Annotated in this window: 23 protein-coding genes and 1 pseudogene; 7 read left to right on the plus strand and 17 right to left on the minus strand. The window is 64.5% G+C overall.

What is annotated here, in order from left to right; translation table 11 throughout:
- Nucleotides 1-182: 182 nt before the first annotated feature.
- Both gshB and AC56QQ_RS02395 read left to right on the plus strand, forming a co-directional pair.
- Nucleotides 183-1,124, plus strand: a complete 942-nt coding sequence (gshB, locus tag AC56QQ_RS02390; protein ID WP_497125413.1) for a glutathione synthase — start codon at nucleotides 183-185, stop codon at nucleotides 1,122-1,124.
- A 170-nt stretch (nucleotides 1,125-1,294) separates the two neighbouring features.
- Nucleotides 1,295-2,827: a YifB family Mg chelatase-like AAA ATPase gene (locus AC56QQ_RS02395; RefSeq protein WP_497125414.1), complete on the plus strand. Its 1,533-nt coding sequence runs from the start codon at nucleotides 1,295-1,297 to the stop codon at nucleotides 2,825-2,827.
- 143 nt (nucleotides 2,828-2,970) lie between these two features.
- On the opposite strand, the gene AC56QQ_RS02400 is transcribed toward AC56QQ_RS02395, so the two are convergent.
- Together AC56QQ_RS02400 and AC56QQ_RS02405 are read right to left on the minus strand one after the other, a co-directional pair.
- Nucleotides 2,971-3,264, minus strand: coding sequence for a GYD domain-containing protein (locus AC56QQ_RS02400; protein WP_497125415.1), 294 nt, complete (start codon nucleotides 3,262-3,264; stop codon nucleotides 2,971-2,973).
- A gap of 350 nt (nucleotides 3,265-3,614) precedes the next feature.
- Nucleotides 3,615-4,406: a GNAT family protein gene (locus AC56QQ_RS02405; RefSeq protein ID WP_497125416.1), complete on the minus strand. Its 792-nt coding sequence runs from the start codon at nucleotides 4,404-4,406 to the stop codon at nucleotides 3,615-3,617.
- Between the two features lie 191 nt (nucleotides 4,407-4,597).
- On the opposite strand from AC56QQ_RS02405, the pseudogene AC56QQ_RS02410 reads away from it, so the two are divergent.
- Nucleotides 4,598-4,729 (plus strand): annotated as a pseudogene (locus tag AC56QQ_RS02410) (magnesium chelatase subunit ChlI family protein); the annotation flags it as partial.
- A gap of 8 nt (nucleotides 4,730-4,737) precedes the next feature.
- Here the strand turns inward: AC56QQ_RS02410 and AC56QQ_RS02415 are convergent.
- The 11 genes from AC56QQ_RS02415 to AC56QQ_RS02465 all read right to left on the minus strand — a co-directional run bounded on the left by AC56QQ_RS02415 (nucleotide 4,738) and on the right by AC56QQ_RS02465 (nucleotide 16,054).
- On the minus strand, nucleotides 4,738-5,334 hold the full coding sequence (locus AC56QQ_RS02415) for a TetR/AcrR family transcriptional regulator (RefSeq protein WP_497125417.1): 597 nt from the start codon (nucleotides 5,332-5,334) through the stop codon (nucleotides 4,738-4,740).
- Between the two features lie 145 nt (nucleotides 5,335-5,479).
- A complete protein-coding gene (locus AC56QQ_RS02420) occupies nucleotides 5,480-6,070 on the minus strand; it encodes a DUF308 domain-containing protein (protein ID WP_497125418.1) in 591 nt (196 codons plus the stop codon).
- 158 nt (nucleotides 6,071-6,228) lie between these two features.
- Nucleotides 6,229-6,561 (minus strand): divalent metal cation transporter, encoded by a 333-nt coding sequence (locus AC56QQ_RS02425; protein ID WP_497125419.1) that lies wholly within the window; start codon nucleotides 6,559-6,561, stop codon nucleotides 6,229-6,231.
- Between the two features lie 51 nt (nucleotides 6,562-6,612).
- Nucleotides 6,613-8,784, minus strand: coding sequence for a malate synthase G (locus tag AC56QQ_RS02430; protein WP_497125420.1), 2,172 nt, complete (start codon nucleotides 8,782-8,784; stop codon nucleotides 6,613-6,615).
- Nucleotides 8,785-9,148: 364 nt separating this feature from the next.
- Entirely contained in the window at nucleotides 9,149-11,191 is a 2,043-nt protein-coding gene (locus AC56QQ_RS02435) for a hydantoinase/oxoprolinase N-terminal domain-containing protein (RefSeq protein ID WP_497125421.1), read from the minus strand.
- A gap of 322 nt (nucleotides 11,192-11,513) precedes the next feature.
- Nucleotides 11,514-11,816 carry a cupredoxin domain-containing protein gene (locus AC56QQ_RS02440; RefSeq protein ID WP_489858700.1) on the minus strand — a complete coding sequence of 101 codons (303 nt, stop codon included), beginning with the start codon at nucleotides 11,814-11,816 and terminating at the stop codon, nucleotides 11,514-11,516.
- Between the two features lie 58 nt (nucleotides 11,817-11,874).
- The gene (locus AC56QQ_RS02445) at nucleotides 11,875-12,501 is read right to left on the minus strand and encodes a CDGSH iron-sulfur domain-containing protein (RefSeq protein ID WP_497125422.1); all 627 of its coding nucleotides are present in this window, start codon (nucleotides 12,499-12,501) and stop codon (nucleotides 11,875-11,877) included.
- 69 nt (nucleotides 12,502-12,570) lie between these two features.
- Complete coding sequence (locus AC56QQ_RS02450; RefSeq protein WP_497125423.1) at nucleotides 12,571-12,942, minus strand: hypothetical protein; 372 nt, start codon at nucleotides 12,940-12,942, stop codon at nucleotides 12,571-12,573.
- A 116-nt stretch (nucleotides 12,943-13,058) separates the two neighbouring features.
- Nucleotides 13,059-13,415 carry a hypothetical protein gene (locus AC56QQ_RS02455; protein WP_497125424.1) on the minus strand — a complete coding sequence of 119 codons (357 nt, stop codon included), beginning with the start codon at nucleotides 13,413-13,415 and terminating at the stop codon, nucleotides 13,059-13,061.
- 48 nt (nucleotides 13,416-13,463) lie between these two features.
- Entirely contained in the window at nucleotides 13,464-14,951 is a 1,488-nt protein-coding gene (locus tag AC56QQ_RS02460; RefSeq protein ID WP_497125425.1) for a pyridoxal phosphate-dependent decarboxylase family protein, read from the minus strand.
- Between the two features lie 14 nt (nucleotides 14,952-14,965).
- A complete protein-coding gene (locus AC56QQ_RS02465; RefSeq protein ID WP_497125426.1) occupies nucleotides 14,966-16,054 on the minus strand; it encodes a PLP-dependent cysteine synthase family protein in 1,089 nt (362 codons plus the stop codon).
- 273 nt (nucleotides 16,055-16,327) lie between these two features.
- Here AC56QQ_RS02465 and AC56QQ_RS02470 point away from each other — a divergent pair, with 273 nt between their 5' ends.
- Nucleotides 16,328-18,307 (plus strand): BTAD domain-containing putative transcriptional regulator, encoded by a 1,980-nt coding sequence (locus tag AC56QQ_RS02470; RefSeq protein WP_497128858.1) that lies wholly within the window; start codon nucleotides 16,328-16,330, stop codon nucleotides 18,305-18,307.
- A 99-nt stretch (nucleotides 18,308-18,406) separates the two neighbouring features.
- Entirely contained in the window at nucleotides 18,407-18,586 is a 180-nt protein-coding gene (locus AC56QQ_RS02475; protein WP_256754189.1) for a hypothetical protein, read from the plus strand.
- Nucleotides 18,587-18,640: 54 nt separating this feature from the next.
- Here AC56QQ_RS02475 and AC56QQ_RS02480 read toward each other — a convergent pair whose 3' ends face one another.
- Nucleotides 18,641-19,066 (minus strand): phosphatase PAP2 family protein, encoded by a 426-nt coding sequence (locus AC56QQ_RS02480; RefSeq protein ID WP_497128860.1) that lies wholly within the window; start codon nucleotides 19,064-19,066, stop codon nucleotides 18,641-18,643.
- 156 nt (nucleotides 19,067-19,222) lie between these two features.
- On the opposite strand from AC56QQ_RS02480, the gene AC56QQ_RS02485 reads away from it, so the two are divergent.
- Both AC56QQ_RS02485 and AC56QQ_RS02490 read left to right on the plus strand, forming a co-directional pair.
- The gene (locus AC56QQ_RS02485; protein WP_497125427.1) at nucleotides 19,223-19,705 is read left to right on the plus strand and encodes a DUF2127 domain-containing protein; all 483 of its coding nucleotides are present in this window, start codon (nucleotides 19,223-19,225) and stop codon (nucleotides 19,703-19,705) included.
- A gap of 107 nt (nucleotides 19,706-19,812) precedes the next feature.
- Nucleotides 19,813-19,986, plus strand: coding sequence for a hypothetical protein (locus tag AC56QQ_RS02490; RefSeq protein WP_497125428.1), 174 nt, complete (start codon nucleotides 19,813-19,815; stop codon nucleotides 19,984-19,986).
- 80 nt (nucleotides 19,987-20,066) lie between these two features.
- Here the strand turns inward: AC56QQ_RS02490 and AC56QQ_RS02495 are convergent, their stop codons facing one another.
- The 3 genes from AC56QQ_RS02495 to AC56QQ_RS02505 form a co-directional block, all read right to left on the minus strand.
- Nucleotides 20,067-20,609, minus strand: coding sequence for a cytochrome b (locus AC56QQ_RS02495; protein ID WP_497125429.1), 543 nt, complete (start codon nucleotides 20,607-20,609; stop codon nucleotides 20,067-20,069).
- A 284-nt stretch (nucleotides 20,610-20,893) separates the two neighbouring features.
- Nucleotides 20,894-21,202, minus strand: coding sequence for a UBP-type zinc finger domain-containing protein (locus AC56QQ_RS02500; RefSeq protein ID WP_497125430.1), 309 nt, complete (start codon nucleotides 21,200-21,202; stop codon nucleotides 20,894-20,896).
- 86 nt (nucleotides 21,203-21,288) lie between these two features.
- Nucleotides 21,289-22,980 carry an FAD-dependent oxidoreductase gene (locus AC56QQ_RS02505; RefSeq protein WP_497125431.1) on the minus strand — a complete coding sequence of 564 codons (1,692 nt, stop codon included), beginning with the start codon at nucleotides 22,978-22,980 and terminating at the stop codon, nucleotides 21,289-21,291.
- Nucleotides 22,981-23,033: the final 53 nt, after the last annotated feature.

Genomic DNA, 23,033 nt, shown 5'->3' on the forward strand with positions numbered 1-23,033 from the left:
CCTACCCTTGCACGGCAAGGCTTAAGAAAACGATGACGCGCAGCCTTGCCTTGTCTCCAACCGACCGGTGGCGGCCAGGCATGCGGTTGCCTGATGCCAATCTTCAAAATGTCGCGATTGGCAGACGCGCGGCGAGGCTGTACAGGCAAGGCAGTCGCCATCCGATGCGCCGGAGACCTGCCATGAAGCTGAAAATCGCCGTCCAGATGGACCATATCTCCACCGTCTCGATCGCCGGCGACACTTCGTTCGCGCTGTCGCTGGAGGCGCAGCGGCGCGGCCACCAGTTGTTCCACTACACGCCCGACCGGCTGTCGCTGCGCGACGGCAAGGTGTTTGCCCGCATCGAGGAAATGACCGTCCGCGACGAGAAGGGCAGCCACTATTCGCTGGGCGAGCAGGTGCGTACCGATCTCGCGGAAATGGACGTCGTCCTGCTGCGCCAGGATCCGCCCTTCGACATGAACTACATCACCACCACGCACATCCTCGAGCGCATCCATCCCGGGACGTTGGTGGTCAACGACCCGGCCTGGGTGCGCAACAGCCCGGAAAAGATCTTCGTCACCGAGTTTGCCGACCTGATGCCTGAGACGCTGATCACCAAGGACAGCCAGGAGGTCGCCGCCTTCCGCAAGGAGTTCGGCGACATCATCGTCAAGCCGCTCTACGGCAATGGCGGCGCCGGTATCTTCCATCTGCACGAGGCTGACCGCAACCTCGCCTCGCTGCTCGAGATGTTCGGGCAGATGTTCCGCGAACCCTATATCGTGCAGCGCTACCTGAAGGAGGTGCGCAAGGGCGACAAGCGCATCATCCTGATCGACGGCGAGCCGGTCGGTGCCATCAACCGGGTGCCGGCCGAGCATGATTCCCGCTCCAACATGCATGTCGGCGGCCGCGCCGAAAAGACCGAGCTGACGGAGCGCGAGCGCGATATCTGCGCCCGCATCGGACCCTCGCTGAAGGAGCGCGGCTTCATCCTCGTCGGCATCGATGTCATCGGCGACTACATGACCGAGATCAACGTGACGTCGCCGACCGGCGTGCGCGAGGTCAAGCGCTTCGGCGGCGCCGACATCGCCAGCCTGTTCTGGGACGCGATCGAGGACAAGCGGAAGTAGGCCGTCTCCATTTTTCGCCCTGCAACCCGGCACAATCCGCCTGCAACCACAGCGCGCGACTGTTCCTGTAATGTTCTTGCCTTGGCCGGGAAACTGTGATTGTCTCCCCAGGGGCTTTCAGGGCCCTGATCGCACGGGCTGGGGCAAGCCCATATCCAGGGGTGGGAAAAATGGTGGCGCGGGTTCGCACGGTCGCTTTCCAGGGTATCGAGGCTGTGCCGGTCGACGTGCAGGTGATGATCGCACCCGGCAAGGTCAACATGCATATTGTCGGCCTGGCCGACAAGGCGGTGGCCGAAAGCCGCGAGCGGGTGCAGGCGGCACTGCATGCCTCCGGCCTGTCGATGCCGTCCAAGAAAGTCACCGTCAATCTGGCGCCGGCCGACCTGCCGAAGGAGGGCAGCCACTACGATTTGCCGATCGCGCTTGGCCTGATGGCGGCCCTTGGCGCCATTCCGGGCGACATGCTGGCCGGCTATGTCGTGCTTGGCGAATTGTCGCTCGACGGCACGATTGCCGCCGTCGCTGGCGCCTTGCCGGCGGCGATCGGCGCCAATGCCGAGGGCAAGGGCCTGATCTGTCCGTTCGCCTGCGGGCCGGAAGCGGCCTGGGCGGGTGCTGATTTCGACATTCTGGCGCCGCGCAGCCTGATCGCCATTGCCAATCATTTTCGTGGCACGCAGGTGCTGTCGCGGCCGGAGGCCGGCATCCACGCCTCGGCGCGCGACCTGCCCGACCTTGCCGACATCAAGGGCCAGGAGAGCGCCAAGCGGGCGCTGGAAGTGGCGGCTGCCGGTGGCCACAACCTGCTTATGGTCGGGCCGCCCGGCTCGGGAAAATCAATGCTGGCGCAGCGGCTGCCGTCGATCCTGCCGCCGCTGGCGCCGAAGGAATTGCTGGAAGTGTCGATGATCGCCTCGGTGGCGGGCGAGCTCGGCGAAGGCAAGCTGACCGACAGGCGGCCATTCCGAGCCCCGCACCATTCGGCCTCGATGGCGGCGATGGTCGGCGGCGGCCTGCGCGCGCGGCCGGGCGAAGTGTCGCTGGCGCATCACGGCGTGTTGTTCCTTGACGAGTTCCCGGAATTCACACCGCAGACGCTCGACGCGCTGCGCCAGCCGCTGGAGACCGGCGACTGCATGATCGCGCGCGCCAACCATCGCGTCACCTATCCGGCGCGCATCCAGCTGGTGGCGGCGATGAACCCGTGCCGATGCGGCATGGCCGGCGAGCCGGGCTATCGCTGCCTGCGCGGCGAGCGCTGCCGCACCGACTACCAAGCGCGTATCTCAGGCCCGCTGCTCGACCGCATCGATCTCAGGATCGAGGTGCCGGCAGTCTCGGCCAGCGACCTGATCCGGCCCGACCGGGCGGAGAAAAGTGCCGATGTGGCGCTGCGCGTGGCACGCGCCCGCACCATCCAGCGCGAGCGTTTCGAACGGCTCGGCGTGACCAGCGCCACCACCAACGCGCATTGCGCGCCGTCGGTGATCGAAGACATCGCCATGCCCGACGCTGCCGGCCTGTCGCTGCTCAAGGACGCCAGCGAAAAGCTCGCCTTTTCGGCGCGGGCCTATCACCGCGTGCTGAAAGTGGCGCGGACGCTCGCCGATCTCGATGCCAGCGAAACCGTCGGCCGCATCCATCTCGCCGAAGCGATCTCCTACCGCATGAGCTCGGAGCGGGTGGCGCAGGCGGCGTGAAGGGCCGAAAGCGGCGTGAGCTTCTTCGCGAGGACAGCGAAAACCCCGGCCTCTCGCGCCGGGGTTTTCGCTTAAGGGAAACAGACAACCCTGCCGCCATTCAGCTCGGCAGCCGGCTTCGATCGCCCGCGCATGGCTGGCGGTCAGGCCATCTTTGCCATGATCTTGGCCATATCCGCCGTGTCGAACGCCCTCAATGTCTGGGTCCTGATGTTGCCTAGCGATGCGATCGACAAGGCCAGAGCGGTCGCGGCAATGTCGTCGTCGGCTTCGGCGATCGCGACAACATCATGTTGGCCAAGCGTCCACAACAGCGTGTGAACCTTGACGCCACTCTTGCTGGCCATCGCCTTGAAGGCGTCGGCACGCTTCTGCGTGTCCTTGATGCTCTTGATACCTTGATCTGTGAAATTCGACAGCAATACGTAGTAAGCCATTGGTTCCTCCCACAATAGGGAGCGTACGGGCGCTCACGGCGCGTCCGCCGTCTCCCATGGCCATGATACCATGAGCCGGGCGCCCGAACCACGGACGGAAAATCAGGCCCGCGCGACGGGGCTTTTCACGCATATATCGCGAATATGAGGGATCAGGGCACCCTCGGAGTGACGCCACGCTTGGCCGTTATTTGCCGATATCTGGCGGAACATTCATGCAGATGGTGTGGCCAGTCAAACCGACGCGCCGCCATGGCGACGGCAACGCTGCCCTCGTGAAGGCGTCGAAAGGTGACAGCCCTGAGTGATCGAAATTGCAACTTTCCCTATCCGTGACAAACCGAACACTGTCACCGCGTGAACTTTTCCGCCGCGGTCGAAGCGAGCCCGCTCTTTAGATATGGATGCAGGGTCAGCCCACACGCTTCGACCATCCGTCTCGATGGAATATTGGTTGCGGCGACCTGTTCGTAAAAGACGGTCGCCGCGAGTTGCTCGAATGCCATGACGGCGGCGCAGGCATTGATGTAGCTGCCAAGCGACTTGCCCCTGTGGGCCGGCGAGACCGCGGCGAGACCGCCCCAAGCGTAGGTGCGGAACGAACTAAAGGTATTGTGTGGCATATAGACAAACGACGTGGCGACGAGGTCCCCGTGCTCGTCGACAAGCGCCAAAGTTCGCCCGTTGACCGTTTCGCCCGCGAGGGTCGACCGCGAGAACGGCGCCAGACCATTCTCCACGAAAAAGACCTGCACGCGCTCAAGGCAAGCCTCTGACGGGTTGCCCGACAGATCAATGTGAGACAGCCCCTGTGGCGGGCCTTGCGCAACGATCCGTTTCGACGCGGCTAGAACGTCGTCAGCAGAGCCCATGAACGTATCCCACCAATCCAGGCGATGTCCCCGGGCCGCCAAGTGAGCGGACATCGCCGCCGTGCGGTCTTCATGCACGAGGCGAAAACCGAAGCCTCCGTCCGCCTCCAGCATCGCGATACAAGCCTCAAGCCCGACACGATCGACGTCGTCCGTGGAGACCATTCGGCCGGCATTGCAGAGCCCAGGAGTGTTGACGACCGTGCTGGCAAGCTCATCCGCTCGTCGCTCCAGGCGCTGCTGGAGTTCGGTCCCGAAATATCCCCTCATGGAATGTCCCTCAACCGGCGGCCGGTGCCCAAGGTTAAATTAGCATGAGCGATCATAAAGAGAAGTCTGCCCTGCGTCCCAAGCGCCGCAATGCTGGCAGGATAGACGCGGTCGTGCCGTCATCGGCTTGGGCCGGCGCTGGTGCGGGCTTCATCCCCAGCACGGAGCACGCCGCCAAAGCCTGTCCTTGATCGGCACGGACGTACCACCGCGTGTTGAAGGTGGCGCGCACGCTGGCTAATCTCCACGCTAGCCGCGCCGTGCGTCGCGATGCCGTTCATAGGGCTATCGCAGGGATACCGATGGCGCGGGTAGCGTGGTAGAGCGCCTCCTAGCCAGCTCGATCCGTACCAGGAATCAGCCTCTGCAGGGTCGGCGCCATGATCATGCCGAAGGTCAAGGTATCGCCGTAAGCTCGCGCGGAAAGCATTGCGCCATGCACGGTCGCCATGAAAGCCTCGGCCTCAACGCGGGGCGAAGCGGAAATTGCCAGCGTGCCTTTTTCGGCACCGCGCTCGATGACGCCAGTCAGCCATCCCGAGAGAAACTGAAAATACGCCCGGACTTCCGCGGCAACCTCCGGCGGAAGGGCCGGCAGCTCGCTGGCAAGCAGTGCGCAGACGCAGAACGGTATGCTCGCGTCCTCAATGCATCGGGCCCAGATACCGGCATAGGTTCGAAGCAACTCCGGCGACTCGGGGACATTGCGCTCGAGCCCTCCCAGGCCCGTGACGGCATCCTCGAGGTAACGCTTGAGCAGGGTCTGCACGAGGTCGACCTTGCTGGGGAAATGGTGATGGATGCTGGCTTTGCGGATGCCGATCACTTCGGCGATATCGGCGTAGCTGAAGCCATTGTATCCGCCGGCGACGATGAAGGTTCGCGCGGCGGCCAGTATCTCATCGGCGGTGTTCGAAGGCTTGTTCATAACTTGCTCCGGCAGAGGGCTCCTCTGTCCTTAGCGGGTCACCGTTTCACGGAAACGGTGACCCGCTCTAACTCTTTGTTTTGGCGCAATTCCGGACGGAGGTTACGGCGAGGTCACCGAGCCCGCACTTTTTGCTGGAATTGCTCTAGCTTGCGGCCTGCGGCGACTTCCGAAGGACATCGCTGACCGACAACCACACGGCAGACACCAGGAAGTAGAAGGCGCCGAAAGCGGCATAAGGTGCGACGTTGACGATGCCAATGGCCTCCGTGCCGCCCGCCATCTTGACGAAGAAGACCCCAGCCAGTGCCGACTGGGCGCCACTCAGGATCATCGCCCACTGGGCGCCGTTGGTTTTCCAGCGACGCACCGCCGTAAGGAGCTGGAACAGGCCGGAGACAACGGCCCAGACGCCATAGACCGAAAGCACCGCCTTCATGCTGTTACCGAGCGCGATGGCGACCGCAATCGTGGCGACGATGCTGACGGCGAAGTTGAGCAATTGCGACTTGTTGCGGCTGAGCCCGCCGGTGCGGCGCGCGTCGATGTAGTTCGCGAGCGCGTCCCATGCGGGGTAGGCAACCAGCATGGCGGCAGCGAGCGGCGGGCTGCTTTTCGCGACGGTGAAAGCCGCCGCAACCCAGGCCGCCGATACGGCAAACCGCAAATAATAATAGCTTTTGAGCCAACCATTTAATGACGCGGCGCGGCTCTGATCATTCATTTGTCCAGGCATGATGGGATCTCTCGCTTCATCACCTACCAACTAGTAGGTAGAATGACGACCGTCAAGACGCCTGGAACCGATTGCCAGTCACCTCGACATCTCATTTATGTGATCGGCGCTCGCTTGTGCCTTTAGCGTTCTTTCGCCCACATGATGCAACGCGTCCCTTATCCAAGTCCCGGAATCGAAACACCAAAGGTCTGAAGCAGCAAGACGGCATTCAGGCACAGGATGATGATCGTTCCGACAATCGCGACGATGTCCGTCAGCCGGTTGTTGATGAAGTTACCCATGATCTTGCGGTTTCGAGTGAACATAACGAGTGCGATCATCGGGATCGGCAGGGCGAAGGACAGCACCATCTGGCCATAGACCAGTGCATCGGTCGTGTTGGCGCCTAGACGCACCACGGCGAAGGTTGGAAGCATCGTAACCAGGCGGCGCAACCAGACCGGGATACGGAAGCCGACGAAGCCATGCATGATCATCTGCCCGGCCATCGGAAGGCTTCCCTCACCTCCAGGAGCAACAGACCCTTCGCCCCTGTCCTCTCAGGCCCCGTCTCGCGCCTTCAACTCTAGCCTCCGCGCATGCAGCACCGGCTCGGTGTAGCCGTTGGGCTGGACGCGGCCCTTGAAGACCAGGTCGCAGGCGGCGAGGAAGGCGATCGACTTGTCGAAATCCGCGGCCATCGGCCGATAGAGCGGATCGCCCTCGTTCTGGCGATCGACGATCGCGGCCATGCGCTTCATCGTCGCCATCACCTGATCCTTGCTGCACACGCCGTGATGCAGCCAGTTGGCGATGTGCTGCGAGGAGATGCGCAGCGTGGCGCGGTCTTCCATCAGGCCGACATCGTTGATATCCGGCACTTTCGAGCAGCCGACGCCCTGGTCGATCCAGCGCACGACATAGCCGAGGATGCCTTGCGCGTTGTTGTCGAGTTCCTTCTGGATGTCGGCCTCGCTCCAGTTCGGCCGCACCGCGACCGGCACCGACAAGATGTCATCGAGTTTTGCCTTGGGCCGGTTCTTCAGCGCTGCCTGCACGGCGTGGACATCGACCTTGTGGTAGTGCGTGGCGTGCAGTGTCGCCGCCGTCGGCGACGGCACCCAGGCGGTGTTGGCGCCGGCCTTGGGATGGGCGATCTTCTGCTCCAGCATCGCCGCCATCAGGTCCGGCATCGCCCACATGCCCTTGCCGATCTGGGCGTGGCCGGCCAGCCCGCATTCGAGGCCGGTGTCGACGTTCCAGGCCTCGTAGGCGGAAATCCAGGCGGCCTGCTTCATGTCGCCCTTGCGGATCATCGGGCCGGCTTCCATCGAGGTGTGGATCTCGTCGCCGGTGCGGTCGAGGAAGCCGGTGTTGATGAACACCACGCGCTCGCGTGCGGCGCGGATCGCCTCCTTGAGGTTGATCGTGGTGCGCCGCTCCTCGTCCATGATGCCCATCTTGATGGTATTCCTGGCCATGCCGAGCAGCGCTTCGACACGATCGAAGATCTCGACGGCGAAGGCGACTTCTTCCGGCCCGTGCATCTTGGGTTTCACAACATACATCGAGCCGGCGCGGGAATTGGCGCGGCGGCCATTGGACCCGACATCGTGCAGCGCGATCAGCGCCGTCATCGCCGCATCCATGATGCCTTCCGGGACCTCGTTGCCGTCGCGGTCTGTTATCGCCGGGTTGGTCATCAGGTGGCCGACATTCCTGACCAGCATCAGCGAGCGGCCGGGTACCGTCAGCGTGCCGCCGGCGGGCGCGGTGTAGGACCGGTCGGGGTTGAGCTTGCGGGTGAACGTGCGGCCGCCTTTGCTGATCTCCTCGGCCAGGTCGCCCTTCATCAGGCCAAGCCAGTTGCGGTAGACGACGACCTTGTCCTGCGCATCCACCGCCGCGACCGAATCCTCGCAGTCCTGGATGGTGGTCAGCGCCGATTCCAGGATGACGTCGGCGATCCCGGCCGGATCGGTGCGGCCGATCTGGTTGTTGCGGTCGATCGATATCTCGATGTGCAGCCCATTTTTCACCAGCAGCACGGCGTCGGGGTTGGAGGCGTCGCCGCGATAGCCGACGAATTGTCTGGGGTCGGCCAATGTCGTGGAGCCGGCACCGGCGCTCAGCCGCAAGGCGCCATGCGCCACCGAAAGGCCGTTGACGCCGGCCCATTTGCCCAAGGTGAGCGGGGCGGCCTCATCGAGAAAAGTCTTCGTCCAGGAGACGACCCTGGCGCCGCGCGCCGGATTGAAGCTCTTGCCCTTTTCGGCGCCATCCGTCTCGGGAATGGCGTCGGTGCCGTAGAGCGCGTCATAGAGAGAACCCCAGCGCGCATTGGCGGCATTGAGGGCGTAGCGGGCATTCATCACCGGTACGACCAGCTGTGGCCCGGCGACCACGGCGATTTCCGGGTCGACATTGTCGGTGGTGACGCTGAAGGCCGGTCCCTCGGGGACGAGATAGCCGATCTCTTTCAGGAAAGCCTTGTAGGCCTCCATGTCGACGGGCGCGCCATGGTCGCGATACCAGCCGTCGAGCTTCTCCTGCATGGCGTCGCGCTTTGCCAGCAGCGCCCGGTTTTTCGGGGCGAGGTCATGGACGATGACCGAGAAGCCGCTCCAGAACGCGTCCGCCGCGATGCCGGTGCCGGGCAACGCCTCGTCAGCCACAAAATCATGCAGCTCGCGGGCAATCCGCAATCCGGCGATCTCGATGCGATCGGTCATAAGGCTTCTCCAGACGAAAGGCTTCGCGGGCCTTTGGCATGTCAGGGGTGCAGGGTCAATTCAGCTTAGGGTGAAGGTGAGCATTTTGAGCTCGTTCGAAGTACCGGGTGTTCTTCGTCCTCGGTGCTGTTTGCGCATGCCATTCTGAACCATTGCATTCCACGTCCAACGTCACGGCATGGACCCTAGGGTCTCCGCGACGTCGCTTCGCTCCTGCTCCGCCCTAGGATGACGAAGGCGGGGGATTTCAGGTCAGGCCGAGCCGAAAATGGTGGTGTCCGAGAACCGGAGCGGAGCGTACTTTTGGGTACGTGAGCACCGGAAGCGCAGGAGGCCGCCATTTGCAGGCCGGCCTCACCTGAATCTAAACCGCGATGCGCGGCCTTCCCGAGGCCACCGCCACGACATGCGCCTCGATGAACATGCGCTGGGCTTCGACGGTCGAGACACGGAATTCGGTCGTGACGTCGATCTCGGCGCTGTCGGTGCCGGCTTCCCTCGCCCGCTGGGCGACGATGGCGCGGACATCGGCCTCGGCCGCCGCGATCGCCATGGCTTCGTCGAGGAAATCGCGCACGGTTTCACCCGAGGCAAGACGGAACAGCCCTTCCTTGGGCTGGCTGACCCGCGCCTCGGCCGACACCCGCACCTGACCGACGACGGCGCCGAGCGCATTGGCGACATCGGTATCTTCCGGCACCACGCAGTCATTGCCGACCAACGGTGGCAGGCCGGCATAATGCAGCGGCGCCGAGGCGCCAAGGCCGATGACCGGACGGTCGAGCGCGACGCTGAGGCGGGCGATGCCGGGATGCGCATCGACGGCGCGCTGCACCAGCGCGTGTGCCACCGTCGCCGCGCCATCGAGCCCATCCTCGGTAAAGGCGGTTTCGAGGATGTATTCGGCCGACCAACGCGTCAGCGTCACCAGCACGCGCTCCGAGATTGCTTCGGGCGAGGCGGCGATAGGCTGGCCACGGCCGTCCCGCTTGCGCGCGAACAGCTCGGCGCCCAGCCGAGCCGCGACCGGATCCCAGTTGGCCTGCTTGCCCAGCACATGAGCGGCATCCGACGGCGTGAAGCCGGCGACATGCACCAGCCCGCGCGACACCAGCCGGTTGAGCGTCGCGTTCTGCGCGTTCGACATCAAAAGCTTGTCGATGGCGACCGGCACCGCACCGATCGTCTCATAGAGCCTGGCCTCGGCGCCGGTCAGCCCTGCGGCAAGCCGGTCCGGCACGCCGGTGCGCACCGCGAAGCGGCCGTCCATGCGGCCCGGATTGGGTGCCCGCAGCTGCCGTTCGAGTTCCGCCGTGACGGCGGCGCCATGCGCCATGCCGGCCAAAGCCAGCGGCACCAGGCGGCGCGGTCCAAGCAGGATCTTCGGGTTGAGCGCGCCGTCCTCCAGCGCCACTTCGGAATCGCCGCCGAGGCCGTAAGTGCGCATGGCGACCGCCTCGACCATGGTGCGGAAGCCGCCGACCGTGGCGCCTTCCGGATCAAGCCGCGGGCGGCCGTTGTCGAGCACGGCGACGTCGGTGGTGGTGCCGCCGATGTCGGACACAACGGCATTGTCGAGCCCGGTCATGTGGTGGGCGCCGACCAGACTGGCGGCTGGGCCGGAGAGGATCGTCTCGATCGGCCGCTGGCGGGCGAAGGCGGCCGAAACCAGCGCGCCGTCGCCGCGCACCACCATCAGGGGCGCCACGATCCTGCGTGCTTCCAAAAAGCCTTCGGTCGCCGCCACCAGCCGGTCGATCATCGAGATCAGCCTGGCGTTGAGCAGCGTGGTCAGCGCCCGGCGCGGGCCACCGAGCTTGGCCGACAGTTCGTGGCTGGCGGTGACCGGCAGGCCCGTCCTTTCGCGGATCAGGTCGCGGGCGGCAATCTCGTGCGCCGGGTTGCGGGTGGCGAAATAGGCGCAGACGGCAAAGCCGGACACCGAGGCGCCGAGTTCCGGCAAGGCGGCCTCCAGTCCGGACAGATCGAGCTGGGCGGCATTGCCATGGACATCGTGGCCGCCGGGGCAGAACACCACCGGGTCGGTGCCGAGCGCGGCCTTCAGCCCGTCGCGGGCGAGGTCGGCCTCGGAAAAACCGATCATCACCAGCGCGACGCGGCCACCCTGGCCCTCGACCAGCGCGTTGGTGGCAAGCGTCGTCGACATCGAGACCAGCTTGATGGCTGCCGGATCGGAGCCGGCCTTCCGCAGCACCGCGTCGACGGCGCCGGAAATGCCGACGGCCAGGTCATGCCGCGTGGTCAGCGCCTTGGCCTTGGCCAGCACCTTGCCCTTGTTCGGCCCCTGCTGCGGGCCCTCCGTCTCGGACCACAGCACGGCATCGGTGTAGGTGCCACCGGTGTCGATCCCGAGGAACAGCGGCTTTGGCTTGGTCTTGGCGGTCATTCTTTTGGCGGATCCGGACGGGCGAGGCTTTTTGCTCCCCGCCCTTAGCCGATACGGGCCGGCCGATAAAGCGGCGAGCGCTGGGCCAAGACGCGATGAGCGCCTGATCTCCCGTGTTGGGGAAGATCAGCAGCTTTGGCCGCAACGATATAGCGCCGCGTTGAGCCGGATTCACGCGACGCGCTTTAAGTCCTTGTTTTCATGCATGTCGTTGTCCCAAGACCGCTGCTCACCCCTTTGGGCGACATGCATTGGTGACCATCTCCCGCCAACGCTGGAGGTATTCTCACAGAACAGAAGACCAAGCCCCGCGAGGATGCCGCTATTTCGCCGTGACGGTGCCCTTCATCGAGCTGTGGATCGCACAATGGAATGGGTGCGCGCCGGCGGCCGATATCTTGACCTTGGCGCTCTTGCCGGTGGCGAGATGGCCGGTGTCGAAGGAGCCGTCGAGCGCGGTGGCGGTGTGCGTCATCGAGTCGGCATTGGTGAAGGTGATGGTGTCGCCGACGGCGACCGAGATTTTGGACGGGTTGAATTTCATGCCCTTGATCTGGACCGCGTGATTGGCGGCGTAGGCGGGCATGGCAAAGGCAAGCAGGGCAAGAACAAGCATGGTGCGCATGACGAATTTCCTCCTGAGCGCGAACCCTCATCCTACACTAACGCTGGCGAATGGCCTTTCATGCCACGAAGCCTATCTTTTTATGCGTGCCGTCGCAAAATGGCTTGTTGGCCGAATGGCCGCAGCGGCAGAGGAAGGTGCGTTGCGTGCGGTCGATCGTGTGACCGGTGCCGGTGACGATCTCGACATTGCCCTCGAGCTTGAGCGGGCCGTTGGTGGTCGGCGTCACTTTAAGCGGGCCATTCCTCGCCTCCAGCGCCGGCGTGTCCTTGAGCGGCGGTTCGCCGGTGGCGGCAAAACCTGATTTGGTGTGGTTGCCGTCGCAGAACGGCTTGTTTTCCGAAGCGCCGCAGCGGCAGAGCGTGGCGCGATAAAAGGTCTCGCCGTCGAGCACGATCTCGGCATGGACGGCCAGCGGGCCGTTTTCCCGCAGCCGCACGGTGTTGACCACCGGCGGCTGTTCCTGCGGCCCGCCGTCCTTTCTGACGTATGTGATGGCGCCGGAAGGACAGCTCTCGGCGATCGCCACCACCTTTTCGACGCTGGCCGCGTCGGGGTGGATCCACTGCCCCGGCGCGTTGGGTATGAAGACGTGCGGATCGCCAAGCACGCAATTGCGCGAATGGATGCAGCGTTTGCCGGAAAATCCGACGTCGATCTTGTCGCTTTCGACCATGCCTGCCATCGCCGCGCTCCTGCTGGCCCCGCCAGGGCTTCCTGTCACGCCGGACCGGCTCCCGCAAGCTAGTCCGATTCACGGGGTCAATTCAATTTCCTCGGTCTCGCCGCCGCTGCAAGTGTAGCAGCAGTCGTCGCATTTTTCCTTGTTGCCGGGACCGACGCCCCAATAGGTCTCTTCGTCGCCATCGACCCAGGCGCCGTAGCAGATCGACTCGCCCTCGTTGCAGGAGACCGGTATCTGCTTGGTCTCGCCATCGTCGAGATAGAAATCCTTGCCGTCGCCCGGCCAGACATAGTCACGGTCCTGGCTGTAGAGCTCGACCCGCATGGCATTGGGGTGGCTGTTCTTGATGGCGAAGGTGATATCGGCGGCATGCGCCGCCGGCGCGAACAGCGCGCCAAGAGAGAGCGCGAGCACCGTGCGGCGCGCATAAGCATAAAACATGACAACCCCCAGGAAAGAAACGGCCCACCCGGCCGTGCGGCGACCATCGCATGCCGCATTGAATCGCGGAAGTGGGCCATGCGGGCTGACCCCCGACTAAATTTGGGTCCGACGCCTCATGGCACCAGGTCGATCGTCTCGGTGGTATGTTCCACGCAGATGAAGCAGCAGGTGTCGCAGGGCTGGTCATTGTCCGGCCCGACGCCGGCGGAGATGCTGTCGTCGCCGTTGACCCAGGCGCCGTAGCAGATGTGCTCGCCCTGATTGCAGGACAGCGGCACCGATTTCTGCGAGCCCGGATCTATCAGGAACACCTGGTCGTTGCCCGGCCAGACCGTTTCGCGGTCATGGCTGAACAGCTCCACCGCAACCGCTTCCTTACGCAGGTTCTTGATGAAGAAGGCCATGTCGGCGGCCCCGGCCGAAGTGGTGAAGACAAGTGCCGCGAGCGCGGCCATGCGAAAGAGCGTCACGATCGGACCTCCCGAATCATCCCGGCAGAATCGCATGCCTGCCGCGAACTAGGAAGACGTGGAGCTCTCCGCCGTTATTTCCCGCCCCAGCCGCACCGTTTCACGCATCAGGAGGTCGAGATCCTCTCGCCGGGTGCGATGGTTGTTGATCGCCACGCGCAGGCAGTGTTCGCCATGCACCGTGGTGTCCGACAGTGCGGCGATGCCCTGTTCCTGCAGCCGCAGCATGATCTCGGTGTTGAGCGCCTTCAGCGCCTCGCCGGCGAGGCCGGGCTGATAGCGGAAGCAGACGATGTTGATGGTGGGCGGCGCGACCAGTTGCAGCAGCGGCTCGGCCTCGATCAACCCTGCGAGATAGGCCGCTTGCGCGATGTTCTGGTCGATCAGGCGGCCGAACTTGTCGACGCCATGCTCCTTCAGCGCCATCCACACCTTGAGCGCGCGAAAACCGCGCGTCGTCTGCAAACCGTAGTCGTGCAGCCATTCGCCGGAGGCGAGGCCACGCGGCATCGATTCCAGATATTCCGGCGTCACCGCGAAGGTCTTGCGGTGCGCGACGGCGTCCCTGACCAGGGCGCAACCGACCTCGAACGGCGCATGCAGCCATTTGTGCGGGTCGAGCGCGACCGAATCGGCCCATTCGATGCCGGCAACGCGATAGGCGTTCCGTGGCGCGATGGCGATGAGCGCGCCGATGCAGCCGTCGACATGGAACCAGAGGTCTTCCTCGTGCGCCAGTTTGGCAAGCGTCCGCAGGTCGTCGATCGCCCCGGTGTTCACCGTGCCGGCATTGCCGATGACACAGGCCGGCTTGAACCCGGCCGCGCGGTCCTCGGCAATCGCCGCGCGCAAGGCGGCGATGTCGATGCGCAGGCTGGCATCGGTCGCAATGCGGCGCAGCGCCCGGTTGCCGAGGCCGAGCGCTTCCATTGCCTTGCGATGGCAGGAATGGATCTGGTCCGAGCCATAGAAGCGCAATGGCTTTTCGATGGCGCCAACGCCGTGCTCGCGCACGTCGATACCGGCCTTGGTGTTGCGCGCCACCGTCAGCCCGATGATGTTGGCCATCGAGCCGCCGCTGACCAGCGTGCCGCCGGCCGAAGCGGGAAAGCCCAGCATCTGCTTGCACCAGTTGACCACCTGGCCGTCCATCAGCCCGGCGGCGTGGTTGCCGCCGCCGAGATTGGAGCCCTGGACCGCCGCCAGGAAATCGCCAAGCGCGCCGGTGAAGTTGCTCGACCCCATATACCAGGCCCAGAAGCGCGGATGGATGTTGCCCATCGGATAGGACATCACGGTGCGGGAGACCTCGCCATAGACGGCGGCAAGGGACGCCGGCGATCGCGGCAGGGGCGTCGCGAAGAACTCTCGGACATCCGCCGGCATCTCCCGCCAGACCGGGCGGTCGCGCACATCGCTCAGATAAGCGACGGCATCATCGATGACCCGGTGCGACAGGGCTTGAACATCGGCCCAGTCGGAGGGATCAAGCGTTTCCTCGGCCAGCATGCCAGAGGCTTCCTGCACGGCGTCCATGCTTCGGTCTCCCGTCAAGCCGCCGGGAACTGGCAGCCCGGCGTCGAGCGCGACAGCGCCATCTCGTCGGCGTCCATCTCGGCCTCGATGCCGTCGAACAGCGGCGTCGACATGTAGCGCTCGCCGGTGTCGGGCAGCATGCACAGGATCACCGCGCCGGCCGGAGCTTTCTCCGCGACCTGCCGCGCCACCGCGAAGGTGGCGCCGCCGGAGATGCCGGTGAAGATGCCTTCCTGGCGCGCCAGCGCCTTGGCCCATTTGATGCCTTCGGGCCCCGCGATCGGCATCACCTCGTCATAGAGGCTGGTGTCGATGGCTTCCTGCAGCACGTTGGGGATGAAATCCGGCGTCCAGCCCTGGACAGGATGCGGCTCGAAGGCAGGGTGGCTGGCGGCCGGGGCGCCATCGGCACCGCGCTGCTGCGCCTTGCCGCTGCCGACAAGCTGCGCGTTGGCCGGCTCGGAGAGCACGATGCGGGTCTCCGGCCGCTCGCGGCGCAGCACGCGCGCCACGCCGACGACGGTGCCACCGGTGCCATAGCCGGTGACGAAACAGTCTAGCCGCGAGCCGGCGAAATCATTGATGATCTCGCGCGCCGTGGTGGCCTCGTGGATGGCGGCATTGGCCGCCGTCTCGAACTGGCGGGCGAGGAACCAGCCATTGGCCTCAGCCAGTTCCACCGCCTTCTTGTACATGCCGAAGCCTTTTTCGGCGCGCGGCGTCAGCACCACCTTGGCGCCCAGCATGCGCATCAGCTTGCGGCGCTCGACGGAGAAACTGTCGGCCATGGTGACGACCAGCGGATAGCCTTTCTGCGCGCAGACCATGGCCAGCCCGATGCCGGTGTTGCCGCTGGTCGCCTCGACCACGGTCTGGCCCGGCTTCAGCGCGCCGCTGCGCTCGCCCTCCTCGATGATGTTGAGCGCCAGCCGATCCTTCACCGACGCGCCGGGATTGAAGAACTCGGCCTTCACATAGATCGTCGCATGGGCCGGCCCGAGATTGTTGATGCGGATTGCCGGCGTGTCGCCGACGGTGTCGAGAATGCTGTCGAACAGGCGGCCGCGGCCGGCCGTGGTCCTGATTTTCCGTTGCTGCAACATCTTTGATCTCCTCGATCGTCGTGTTTGTGATCACAGGCCGGTTACAATCCGGCGAGTTGGGCGGCGAGGTTTCGAGACCTTGCCGCGATAGGAATGACTTGCCGGCACTGCGGCAATGGCGGCATCCGGCGCGGAAGTTCGCCGCCGGATGCGCCTTGTCGCGTTCGGTGATACAGGAGAAGCCGACAGGCCAGCGTGGGAGCAGGCGTGGAAATTTACGTGGAATCAACCCGATCGAGACTGGACGGCGAAACGGCCGGCCTGTCGGTGCGTATGCTCGGTCCGCTGACGATCTCACGCAACGGCGTTCCGGTGGTCTTGCCCGCGTCACGCAAACTGCGCGCGCTCCTTGCCTATCTGGCGCTGGCGCCGCATCCGGTCGGCCGCGGCCGTTTGTGCGAGCTTCTATGGGACGTGCCCAACGACCCACGTGGCGAGTTGCGCTGGTGCCTCAGCAAACTGCGCGGCGCGCTCGATGAGCCGGGCCGGCGCCGGGTCTCCACGCAAGGCGACACGGTGGCGCTTGACCTGAGCGATTGTGTTGTCGACGCGCTCGAGGTTGCCGGCGCCGCCGCGCAAGGGTTCGGCACGCTCGAGGTGGAGCGCTTGCGTGTGCTGGCCAGATTGTTCACGGGAGATTTTCTCGACGGGCTGGAGCTCGAGCGCAACCCGCATTTCAGCAGCTGGCTGATCGCGCAGCGCCGCCGCTTCGGTTCGTGTCACGCGGCGGTGCTGGAACAGCTTGCCGGCAGCCTGCCTGCGGGCTGCGACGAGGCGATCAGCCATCTGCAAAGGTGGGTGGAACTGGCGCCGTTCGACGGGCGCGCGCATGCGACGCTGCTGGCCGGACTGGTCGGACGCGGCGAGATCGGCGCGGCCGAGCAGCATCTGGCGGCGGCGGCGCGGCTGTTCCAGTCGGAGGAGCTCGATTTCGCACCGGTCAACGCGGCCTGGCGGGCGATCCGCGACAGGTCGCCGGCTGCCTCGCCTCCGACCCCGCAGCCGCAGGCCCTGGTGCCCGCGGCACCACGTCTGGTGGCCACGCCCCTGGATGCTGGCCCGGTGGAACCAAACCATGCTTCGCTGGCGGTGATGCCGTTTGTCGAGGAAATCAGCGACGGCACCGGCGGCGGGCTCGCCGACGGCCTCACCCACGACATCATCACCCGGCTTGCCAAGCTCAGGGATTTCTTTGTCATCGCGCGCGGATCGGTGTTTGCGCTAGCCGAGAAGAATATCGCCCCGGAGGATGCCGGCCGCAGGCTGAATGTCGACTATGTCGCCACGGGTACGGTGCGCAGCCCGACAGGCCGGCTCATTGTCAGTGTCGAACTCATCGAGGTGCGGTCGGCCAGGATCGTCTGGGCCGAGACGTTCGAGCGCCGGCCCGACGACATCTTCGCCGTGCTCGACGATATCTGCGACAGCATCGTCTCATCGATCTCGGCCGAGATCGAAACGGTCGAACGCAACCGCGCGATGCTGAAGGCGCCCAACTCGCTCAACGCCTGGGAAGCCTACCATCGCGGCCTCTGGCACATGTACCGCTTCACCCAGACCGAGAACGAGCAGGCGCGGCATTTCTTTGACATGGCCCTGCGGCTCGACCCGACCTTCGCCCGCGCCTATGCCGGGCTGTCCTTCACCCACTGGCAGAACGCCTTCCAGCGCTGGGGCGACCGCGACCGGGAAAGTGCGCTCGCCTTCGAGAGCGCCGGCCACAGCCTGCTGCTCGACGACCACAATCCGGCCGCGCACTGGGCGATGGGCCGGGCGCTGTGGCTGCGTGGCGAACAGGACGGCTCGCTGCTCGAACTGGAACGGGCGGTGGACCTCAGCCCCAACTTCGCGCTTGGCCACTATGCGCTGTCCTTCGTGCACTCGCAGTCGGGCGACCCGCGAGCGGCGATCGGCTCATCCGACCATTCGCGCCATCTCAGCCCCTTCGACCCGCTGCTGTTCGGCATGCTGGGGGCGCGGGCCATGGCGCATGTCCGGCTCGGCCAGTTCGAGGAGGCGGCCGAATGGGCGCTGAAGGCGGCGGCGCGGCCAAACGCGCACACCATCATCCTGGCGATCGCCGCGCATTGCCTGGCGCTGGCGGGCCGGCTCGACGAGGCACGAGGCTTTGCCGCCGCCATCCGCAAGACATTGCCGCACTACTCAAGCGACGATTTCATCGACACTTTCCGCTTCGAGCCAGATGCCGCGGCCCGCTTCCGGCAAGGCGCCAGGCGCATTGGGCTGGGCTGACGCCGGGCGCAACTTTCCGCCGGTTAACAAAGTCGGAAGGGGTTGCTTAACCGTTGGCGGCTATGTCACGCCCCTGGGGGGCAAGACAAAGTGAGTATGATGAGCAACAGCCCCGAGAAGCGCAGCGAATGGCGCGCCATTTTCTATGTGCAAGCCCGCGTTGCGATCCTGTTTGTGCCGGTCGTTGCCAGTCTGCTGATCATAGCGGCACTTGCCGGCAACGAACGCAAATCCGTTCCCAATGCGCTCGACCCGACTGTCACGGGGTCGGTGCGATAAACGACTCGGCAGCCGGCAGCCAACGTCTGCCCGGAGGCTTCGAACCGCACCGACCTAAAGAATCCCGGTCACCAGTTTGTCCAGCCGGGACTTCTCCCGGTAAGCCAGCCGCACCATGATGGCACCCAGAACGCCGGTGATGGCTCCGCCGACAATGTCGGTCAGGTAGTGCGTTCCGATGTAGATTCTCGACCAGCAGATCAGCAATGCCATGACCAGAAGCGCGATCGTCCGGCGCGGAAGAGCTTGCATCGCAAAGGCCGCGACAATCGCAATGGCGGCTGTCGCGTGATCGGACGGGAACGACCAGTCGGCGCTGGGCGCAATCAACAGATGCGTCACACCGGCATCGTAGGGTCGTATCCGATGCAGGAAGAGAAGAATGAACTGGTTGGCCGCAAGACCCAGCAGAAACGCCAGGCCGGCCGAAACCGCCGCGTGACGAACATGATAACGGTCGGCCTTCGCCCACCATTGCAGGAACCACGGCCAGCACCATGAGGGGAACGCCGATTTGTGAGACGCCTATCATTGCCTTATCAAGTAAAGGGCTGATACCGGCCGCGGCGTTTATCCAGTGCGTTAAAGCTGCATCCATTTGGCGTCGGTTTCCGCGATTGGTCGTGAGGTGGATCTTTGAAGGCCGTCGATGAACACCGCATCCATCAGATTTTTGAAGTCGGCGTCTGGCTCAAGGGCGCGCATGCCCTGATCGAATGCATCGGTGGGATACTGCTCTATGTCATCTCCACCGACACCATTGCCGCCTGGGTCAAGGCTCTGACCCAAGAGGAACTGATCGAAGATCCGAACGATTTCATCGCGGGTCATCTGTTGCAGATGGCAAACCATTTTTCGATCGCCAGCAAGGAGTTTTACGCCTTCTACCTGCTCAGCCACGGCCTGATAAAGCTGGCCCTGGTCGTCGGCCTCCTGAGAGGCAAGCTCTGGTCATATCCGGCATCGCTCGCAGCATTGAGCTTGTTCATGGTCTATCAAATCTACCGCTACTCCTACACCCATTCGTTCGGCCTGCTCGTCCTGACCGTCTTCGATGCGGCCGTCATGGTGCTGATCTGGCAAGAGTGGAAGATCGTGCGACGGCGCAAGCCGGCATGACAGTTGAACTGCCGGCTGCAACGCCTGGCCGCAAGGAGCGCCCCGTTTGCCGGGGAACTCCACGCACCGTCGGACATTGTGTTCCAGACATGCAATCGGAGGATATGATGACGCGAGCCCTCGACGTGAACGAAAACACCGCGCAAAATCCGAAGCGCCCGCCGCAAACGCAGACCGGTGACACGCTCAAGAAAAAGACGGTCCGAGGCAAGGCCTTGCGGGTAAACGACAACAGCGTGGAGAACCAGGAAGCCGCCCCGCCGCCTAAACGGCAAGACTGATCGAGGAGGTGGCCGGGGTCCGGAGCCCTGTCTTAATGCGGTTCCGGACGGAAAACCGTTTCACGCTTTCCTGAGGTTGTTCAGGAGCCCGTGGCTTCCGGCAGCATTCGCTTGAGCACATCGTCCTTGCGGATGAAATGATGCCAAAGGGCCGCCGCCGCGTGCACTCCGGCTAGGATGAGGATCAGATTGGCGCAGAGGCTGTGCAGTTCCCTGATGAACCGAGCCGTGTCGCGGTCGGGAGTAACCGGAGCCGGGATGGTGAAAAGGCCAAAGAAGCTCAAGGCGTCGCCCCTGTACCACGTCAGCAGGATGCCAAGGACGGGAATGGCGACGAGCAGCCCATAGAGCAGCAGATGCGCGATCTTAGCCGCCCATCGTTCAAGCTCCGACATTTCCGTCGGCAGTCCTGGCGTTCCCAGCACCAGCCGCAGGCCGACGCGGATGACGACCAGCGCGAACAGCAGCAGCCCAAACGAAATATGAAGCCACCAGACGAGCGCACGACCGGGGTCGCCGCGCGGAAAAAGCTCCTCCATGTAGGTCAAGCCGTAAAGGCCGATGACCAGCAGAAACACCGCCCAGTGAATGGCCTTCTGCGCGCTTGTGTAGGTGGGGTTCATGCGAGTCTTCCAGTTTTGAATGATTCCAAACTATCCGCGATCATGTCAAAGCTTTGTCGGGCGGCGTTCCCTTTTTGGGCGCACTCGATGACACAGTTACGATTCCGCTGAAGAAAGCGTCCCAGGATCGGGCTCCGGTGATCGTGATCTGCCGGACAGTGGAACAGGAAACCTGTCAGTTCGCTGACAATCGGGCACCGGACGACAACGATGCGTCAGACAAGGAAAAGCCCGGACGAACCGGGCTTTTCCTTGGGCTCCGTGCGCCATCCGGCTGACGCTGCTCAATAGAAGCGCGGGATCGGGCCGTTCTGTGGCGTGGTGCGGTCGCCGAGGTCGAGAAAGACCTCGTCGACATAGCACCATCCCCAGCCTTCCGGCGGATCATAGCCCTCGATGATCGGGTGGCGGGTGGCGTGAAAATGCTTGGTGGCGTGACGGTTGGGCGAGTCGTCGCAGCAGCCGACATGGCCGCAGGTTCGGCAGAGCCGCAGATGCACCCATTGCGAGCCACTCTTCAGGCATTCCTCGCAGCCGAGCGCGCTCGGCGTCACGTCCTTGATCCCGGCTGCATGTCTACATTCATCCGCCATCACACTCTCCGATCCGTTCAGGCTCAACTATTCCCTTTGCGCAATTCCCCAGGGGAAAGCGCTACGCGCTTTTCCCGGGAAAACCGTCACACACTTTTCCTGGAATTGCCCTGCGTGGCGTGGCCGCCGTCTTGCGCGAGATATGCATGCAATGCCGCGACCACCTGGGCACCCTCGCCGACTGCCGCCGCGACACGTTTGACCGAGCCGGAGCGGACGTCGCCGATGGCAAACACCCCGCTGCGGCTCGTCTCCATCACGCCATGCGCCGATCCCAGCTCCGATCCGGTGCGCACGAAACCCCTGGCGTCCAGCGCCACGTTGCAGTTCGCCAGCCAGTCCGTATTCGGGTCGGCGCCGATGAACAGGAAGAGATGGCGGATCGGGCGCGTCGCCTGCACGCCGCTCGCGCGGTTGCGCCAACGCACGCTGGCAAGATTGCCCTCATTGCCTTCCAGCGCCTCGATCTCGGTCCCGGTCAAGATCTCGATGTTCGGCTGCGCCTTGATGCGCTCGACCAAATAGCGCGACATGCTCGCCTCGAGGCTGCCGCCGCGCGCCAGCAGCGCCACCTTGCGCACATGGCTGGCCAGGTAGACCGCCGCTTGGCCCGCCGAATTGCCGGCGCCGACCAATGCCACTTCCTGGCCGCCACAAAGCCGTGCTTCGATCGGCGAGGCCCAGTAGTGCACCGAGGTTCCCTCGAACTGCGCCAGGTTGGCGACATCGAGCCGGCGATAGCGCGCACCGCTGGCGATCACTACCGTGCGCGTCCGCACGCTCTCGCCGTCGCCGACATCGAGCGTGTAACGGGCGCCGTCGGCCGCGGCGCTCAGCAGCTTCGCCTCGTCCGGTATCACCATTTCGACGCCGAACTTCTGCGCCTGGTTATAAGCGCGCGCCATCAGCGCCATTCCCGAAATACCGGTCGGGAAGCCGAGATAGTTCTCGATGCGCGAGGAGGCGCCCGCCTGCCCGCCAAAGGCCCGGCAATCGAGCACGATGGTCGACAGCCCTTCGGAAGCCGCATAGACGGCGGCCGCCAGCCCCGCTGGCCCGGCGCCGACGATAGCGACGTCGTATAGCCTGGAAGCATCGATCGGCCGCAGCAGGCCGATGCAACGGGCGAGATCCTTCTCGCCGGGGTTGAGCAACAGCCTGCCGTTAGGACACAAAACGATCGGCAGATGATGAGGATCGACGTCGAAGCGCTCGACCAGGGTTTTGGCGCAGGGATCGCTATCGGAATCAAGCACGCGGTGCGGCTGGCCGCTGCGGGCCAGGAACCCCTGCAGCCGCAACACGTCGCCATTGTCGACGGGTCCGATGATGATCGGCCCGCTGGTGGCGCTTTCCAGCAACCCGACACGGCGCAGGATCAGCGCCCGCATGATGCGCTCGCCAAGATTTGCCTCCTGCACCATCAGGTCGCGCAGCCGCTGCGAGGGAATGACGAACGCCTCCACCGGCTCGGCGGCCCGCGCATTCACCAGCGAGGGGCGGGCCGAAAGCTGGGCCAGTTCGCCGACGAAGCTGCCCGGACCGTGGGTGACGATCGTTTCGCGCCGGCCGAGCCCGCCATCCTGGGTGATGTCCACCCTGCCCGACAAGACGACGATCAGACCGGGCGCCACATCGCCGGCGGTGACGATGTGCTCACCGGCGGCATAGGCGCTAGCCTCGCCGAAACGGCGCATGCGCTCGATGTCGGCCTCAGCCAGCGTGGGGAAGGCCTGATCGCGACGGGCGCCGAAGATGGCGGTGGCGGATTGAGACATGGCTGCGAGCGTAGCGAAGCCATCGCGCGGTTTGAAGTGGTTTGTTTGGTGCC

The organism is Mesorhizobium sp. RCAM 05099, from assembly GCF_059683685.1.

Coding starts and splice junctions, on each gene's coding strand:
- AC56QQ_RS02420 (WP_497125418.1), bottom strand. CDS start 6,070: ATGCCTGGACAAATGAATGATCAGAGCCGCGCCGCGTCATTAAATGGT.
- AC56QQ_RS02440 (WP_489858700.1), bottom strand. CDS start 11,816: ATGCGCACCATGCTTGTTCTTGCCCTGCTTGCCTTTGCCATGCCCGCC.
- AC56QQ_RS02435 (WP_497125421.1), bottom strand. CDS start 11,191: ATGACCGCCAAGACCAAGCCAAAGCCGCTGTTCCTCGGGATCGACACC.
- AC56QQ_RS02465 (WP_497125426.1), bottom strand. CDS start 16,054: ATGTTGCAGCAACGGAAAATCAGGACCACGGCCGGCCGCGGCCGCCTG.
- AC56QQ_RS02490 (WP_497125428.1), top strand. CDS start 19,813: ATGACGCGAGCCCTCGACGTGAACGAAAACACCGCGCAAAATCCGAAG.
- AC56QQ_RS02425 (WP_497125419.1), bottom strand. CDS start 6,561: ATGGCCGGGCAGATGATCATGCATGGCTTCGTCGGCTTCCGTATCCCG.
- gshB (WP_497125413.1), top strand. CDS start 183: ATGAAGCTGAAAATCGCCGTCCAGATGGACCATATCTCCACCGTCTCG.
- AC56QQ_RS02470 (WP_497128858.1), top strand. CDS start 16,328: ATGCTCGGTCCGCTGACGATCTCACGCAACGGCGTTCCGGTGGTCTTG.
- AC56QQ_RS02475 (WP_256754189.1), top strand. CDS start 18,407: ATGAGCAACAGCCCCGAGAAGCGCAGCGAATGGCGCGCCATTTTCTAT.
- AC56QQ_RS02395 (WP_497125414.1), top strand. CDS start 1,295: ATGGTGGCGCGGGTTCGCACGGTCGCTTTCCAGGGTATCGAGGCTGTG.
- AC56QQ_RS02505 (WP_497125431.1), bottom strand. CDS start 22,980: ATGTCTCAATCCGCCACCGCCATCTTCGGCGCCCGTCGCGATCAGGCC.
- AC56QQ_RS02415 (WP_497125417.1), bottom strand. CDS start 5,334: ATGAACAAGCCTTCGAACACCGCCGATGAGATACTGGCCGCCGCGCGA.
- AC56QQ_RS02460 (WP_497125425.1), bottom strand. CDS start 14,951: ATGGACGCCGTGCAGGAAGCCTCTGGCATGCTGGCCGAGGAAACGCTT.
- AC56QQ_RS02400 (WP_497125415.1), bottom strand. CDS start 3,264: ATGGCTTACTACGTATTGCTGTCGAATTTCACAGATCAAGGTATCAAG.
- AC56QQ_RS02430 (WP_497125420.1), bottom strand. CDS start 8,784: ATGACCGATCGCATCGAGATCGCCGGATTGCGGATTGCCCGCGAGCTG.
- AC56QQ_RS02495 (WP_497125429.1), bottom strand. CDS start 20,609: ATGAACCCCACCTACACAAGCGCGCAGAAGGCCATTCACTGGGCGGTG.
- AC56QQ_RS02445 (WP_497125422.1), bottom strand. CDS start 12,501: ATGGCAGGCATGGTCGAAAGCGACAAGATCGACGTCGGATTTTCCGGC.
- AC56QQ_RS02405 (WP_497125416.1), bottom strand. CDS start 4,406: ATGAGGGGATATTTCGGGACCGAACTCCAGCAGCGCCTGGAGCGACGA.
- AC56QQ_RS02450 (WP_497125423.1), bottom strand. CDS start 12,942: ATGTTTTATGCTTATGCGCGCCGCACGGTGCTCGCGCTCTCTCTTGGC.
- AC56QQ_RS02500 (WP_497125430.1), bottom strand. CDS start 21,202: ATGGCGGATGAATGTAGACATGCAGCCGGGATCAAGGACGTGACGCCG.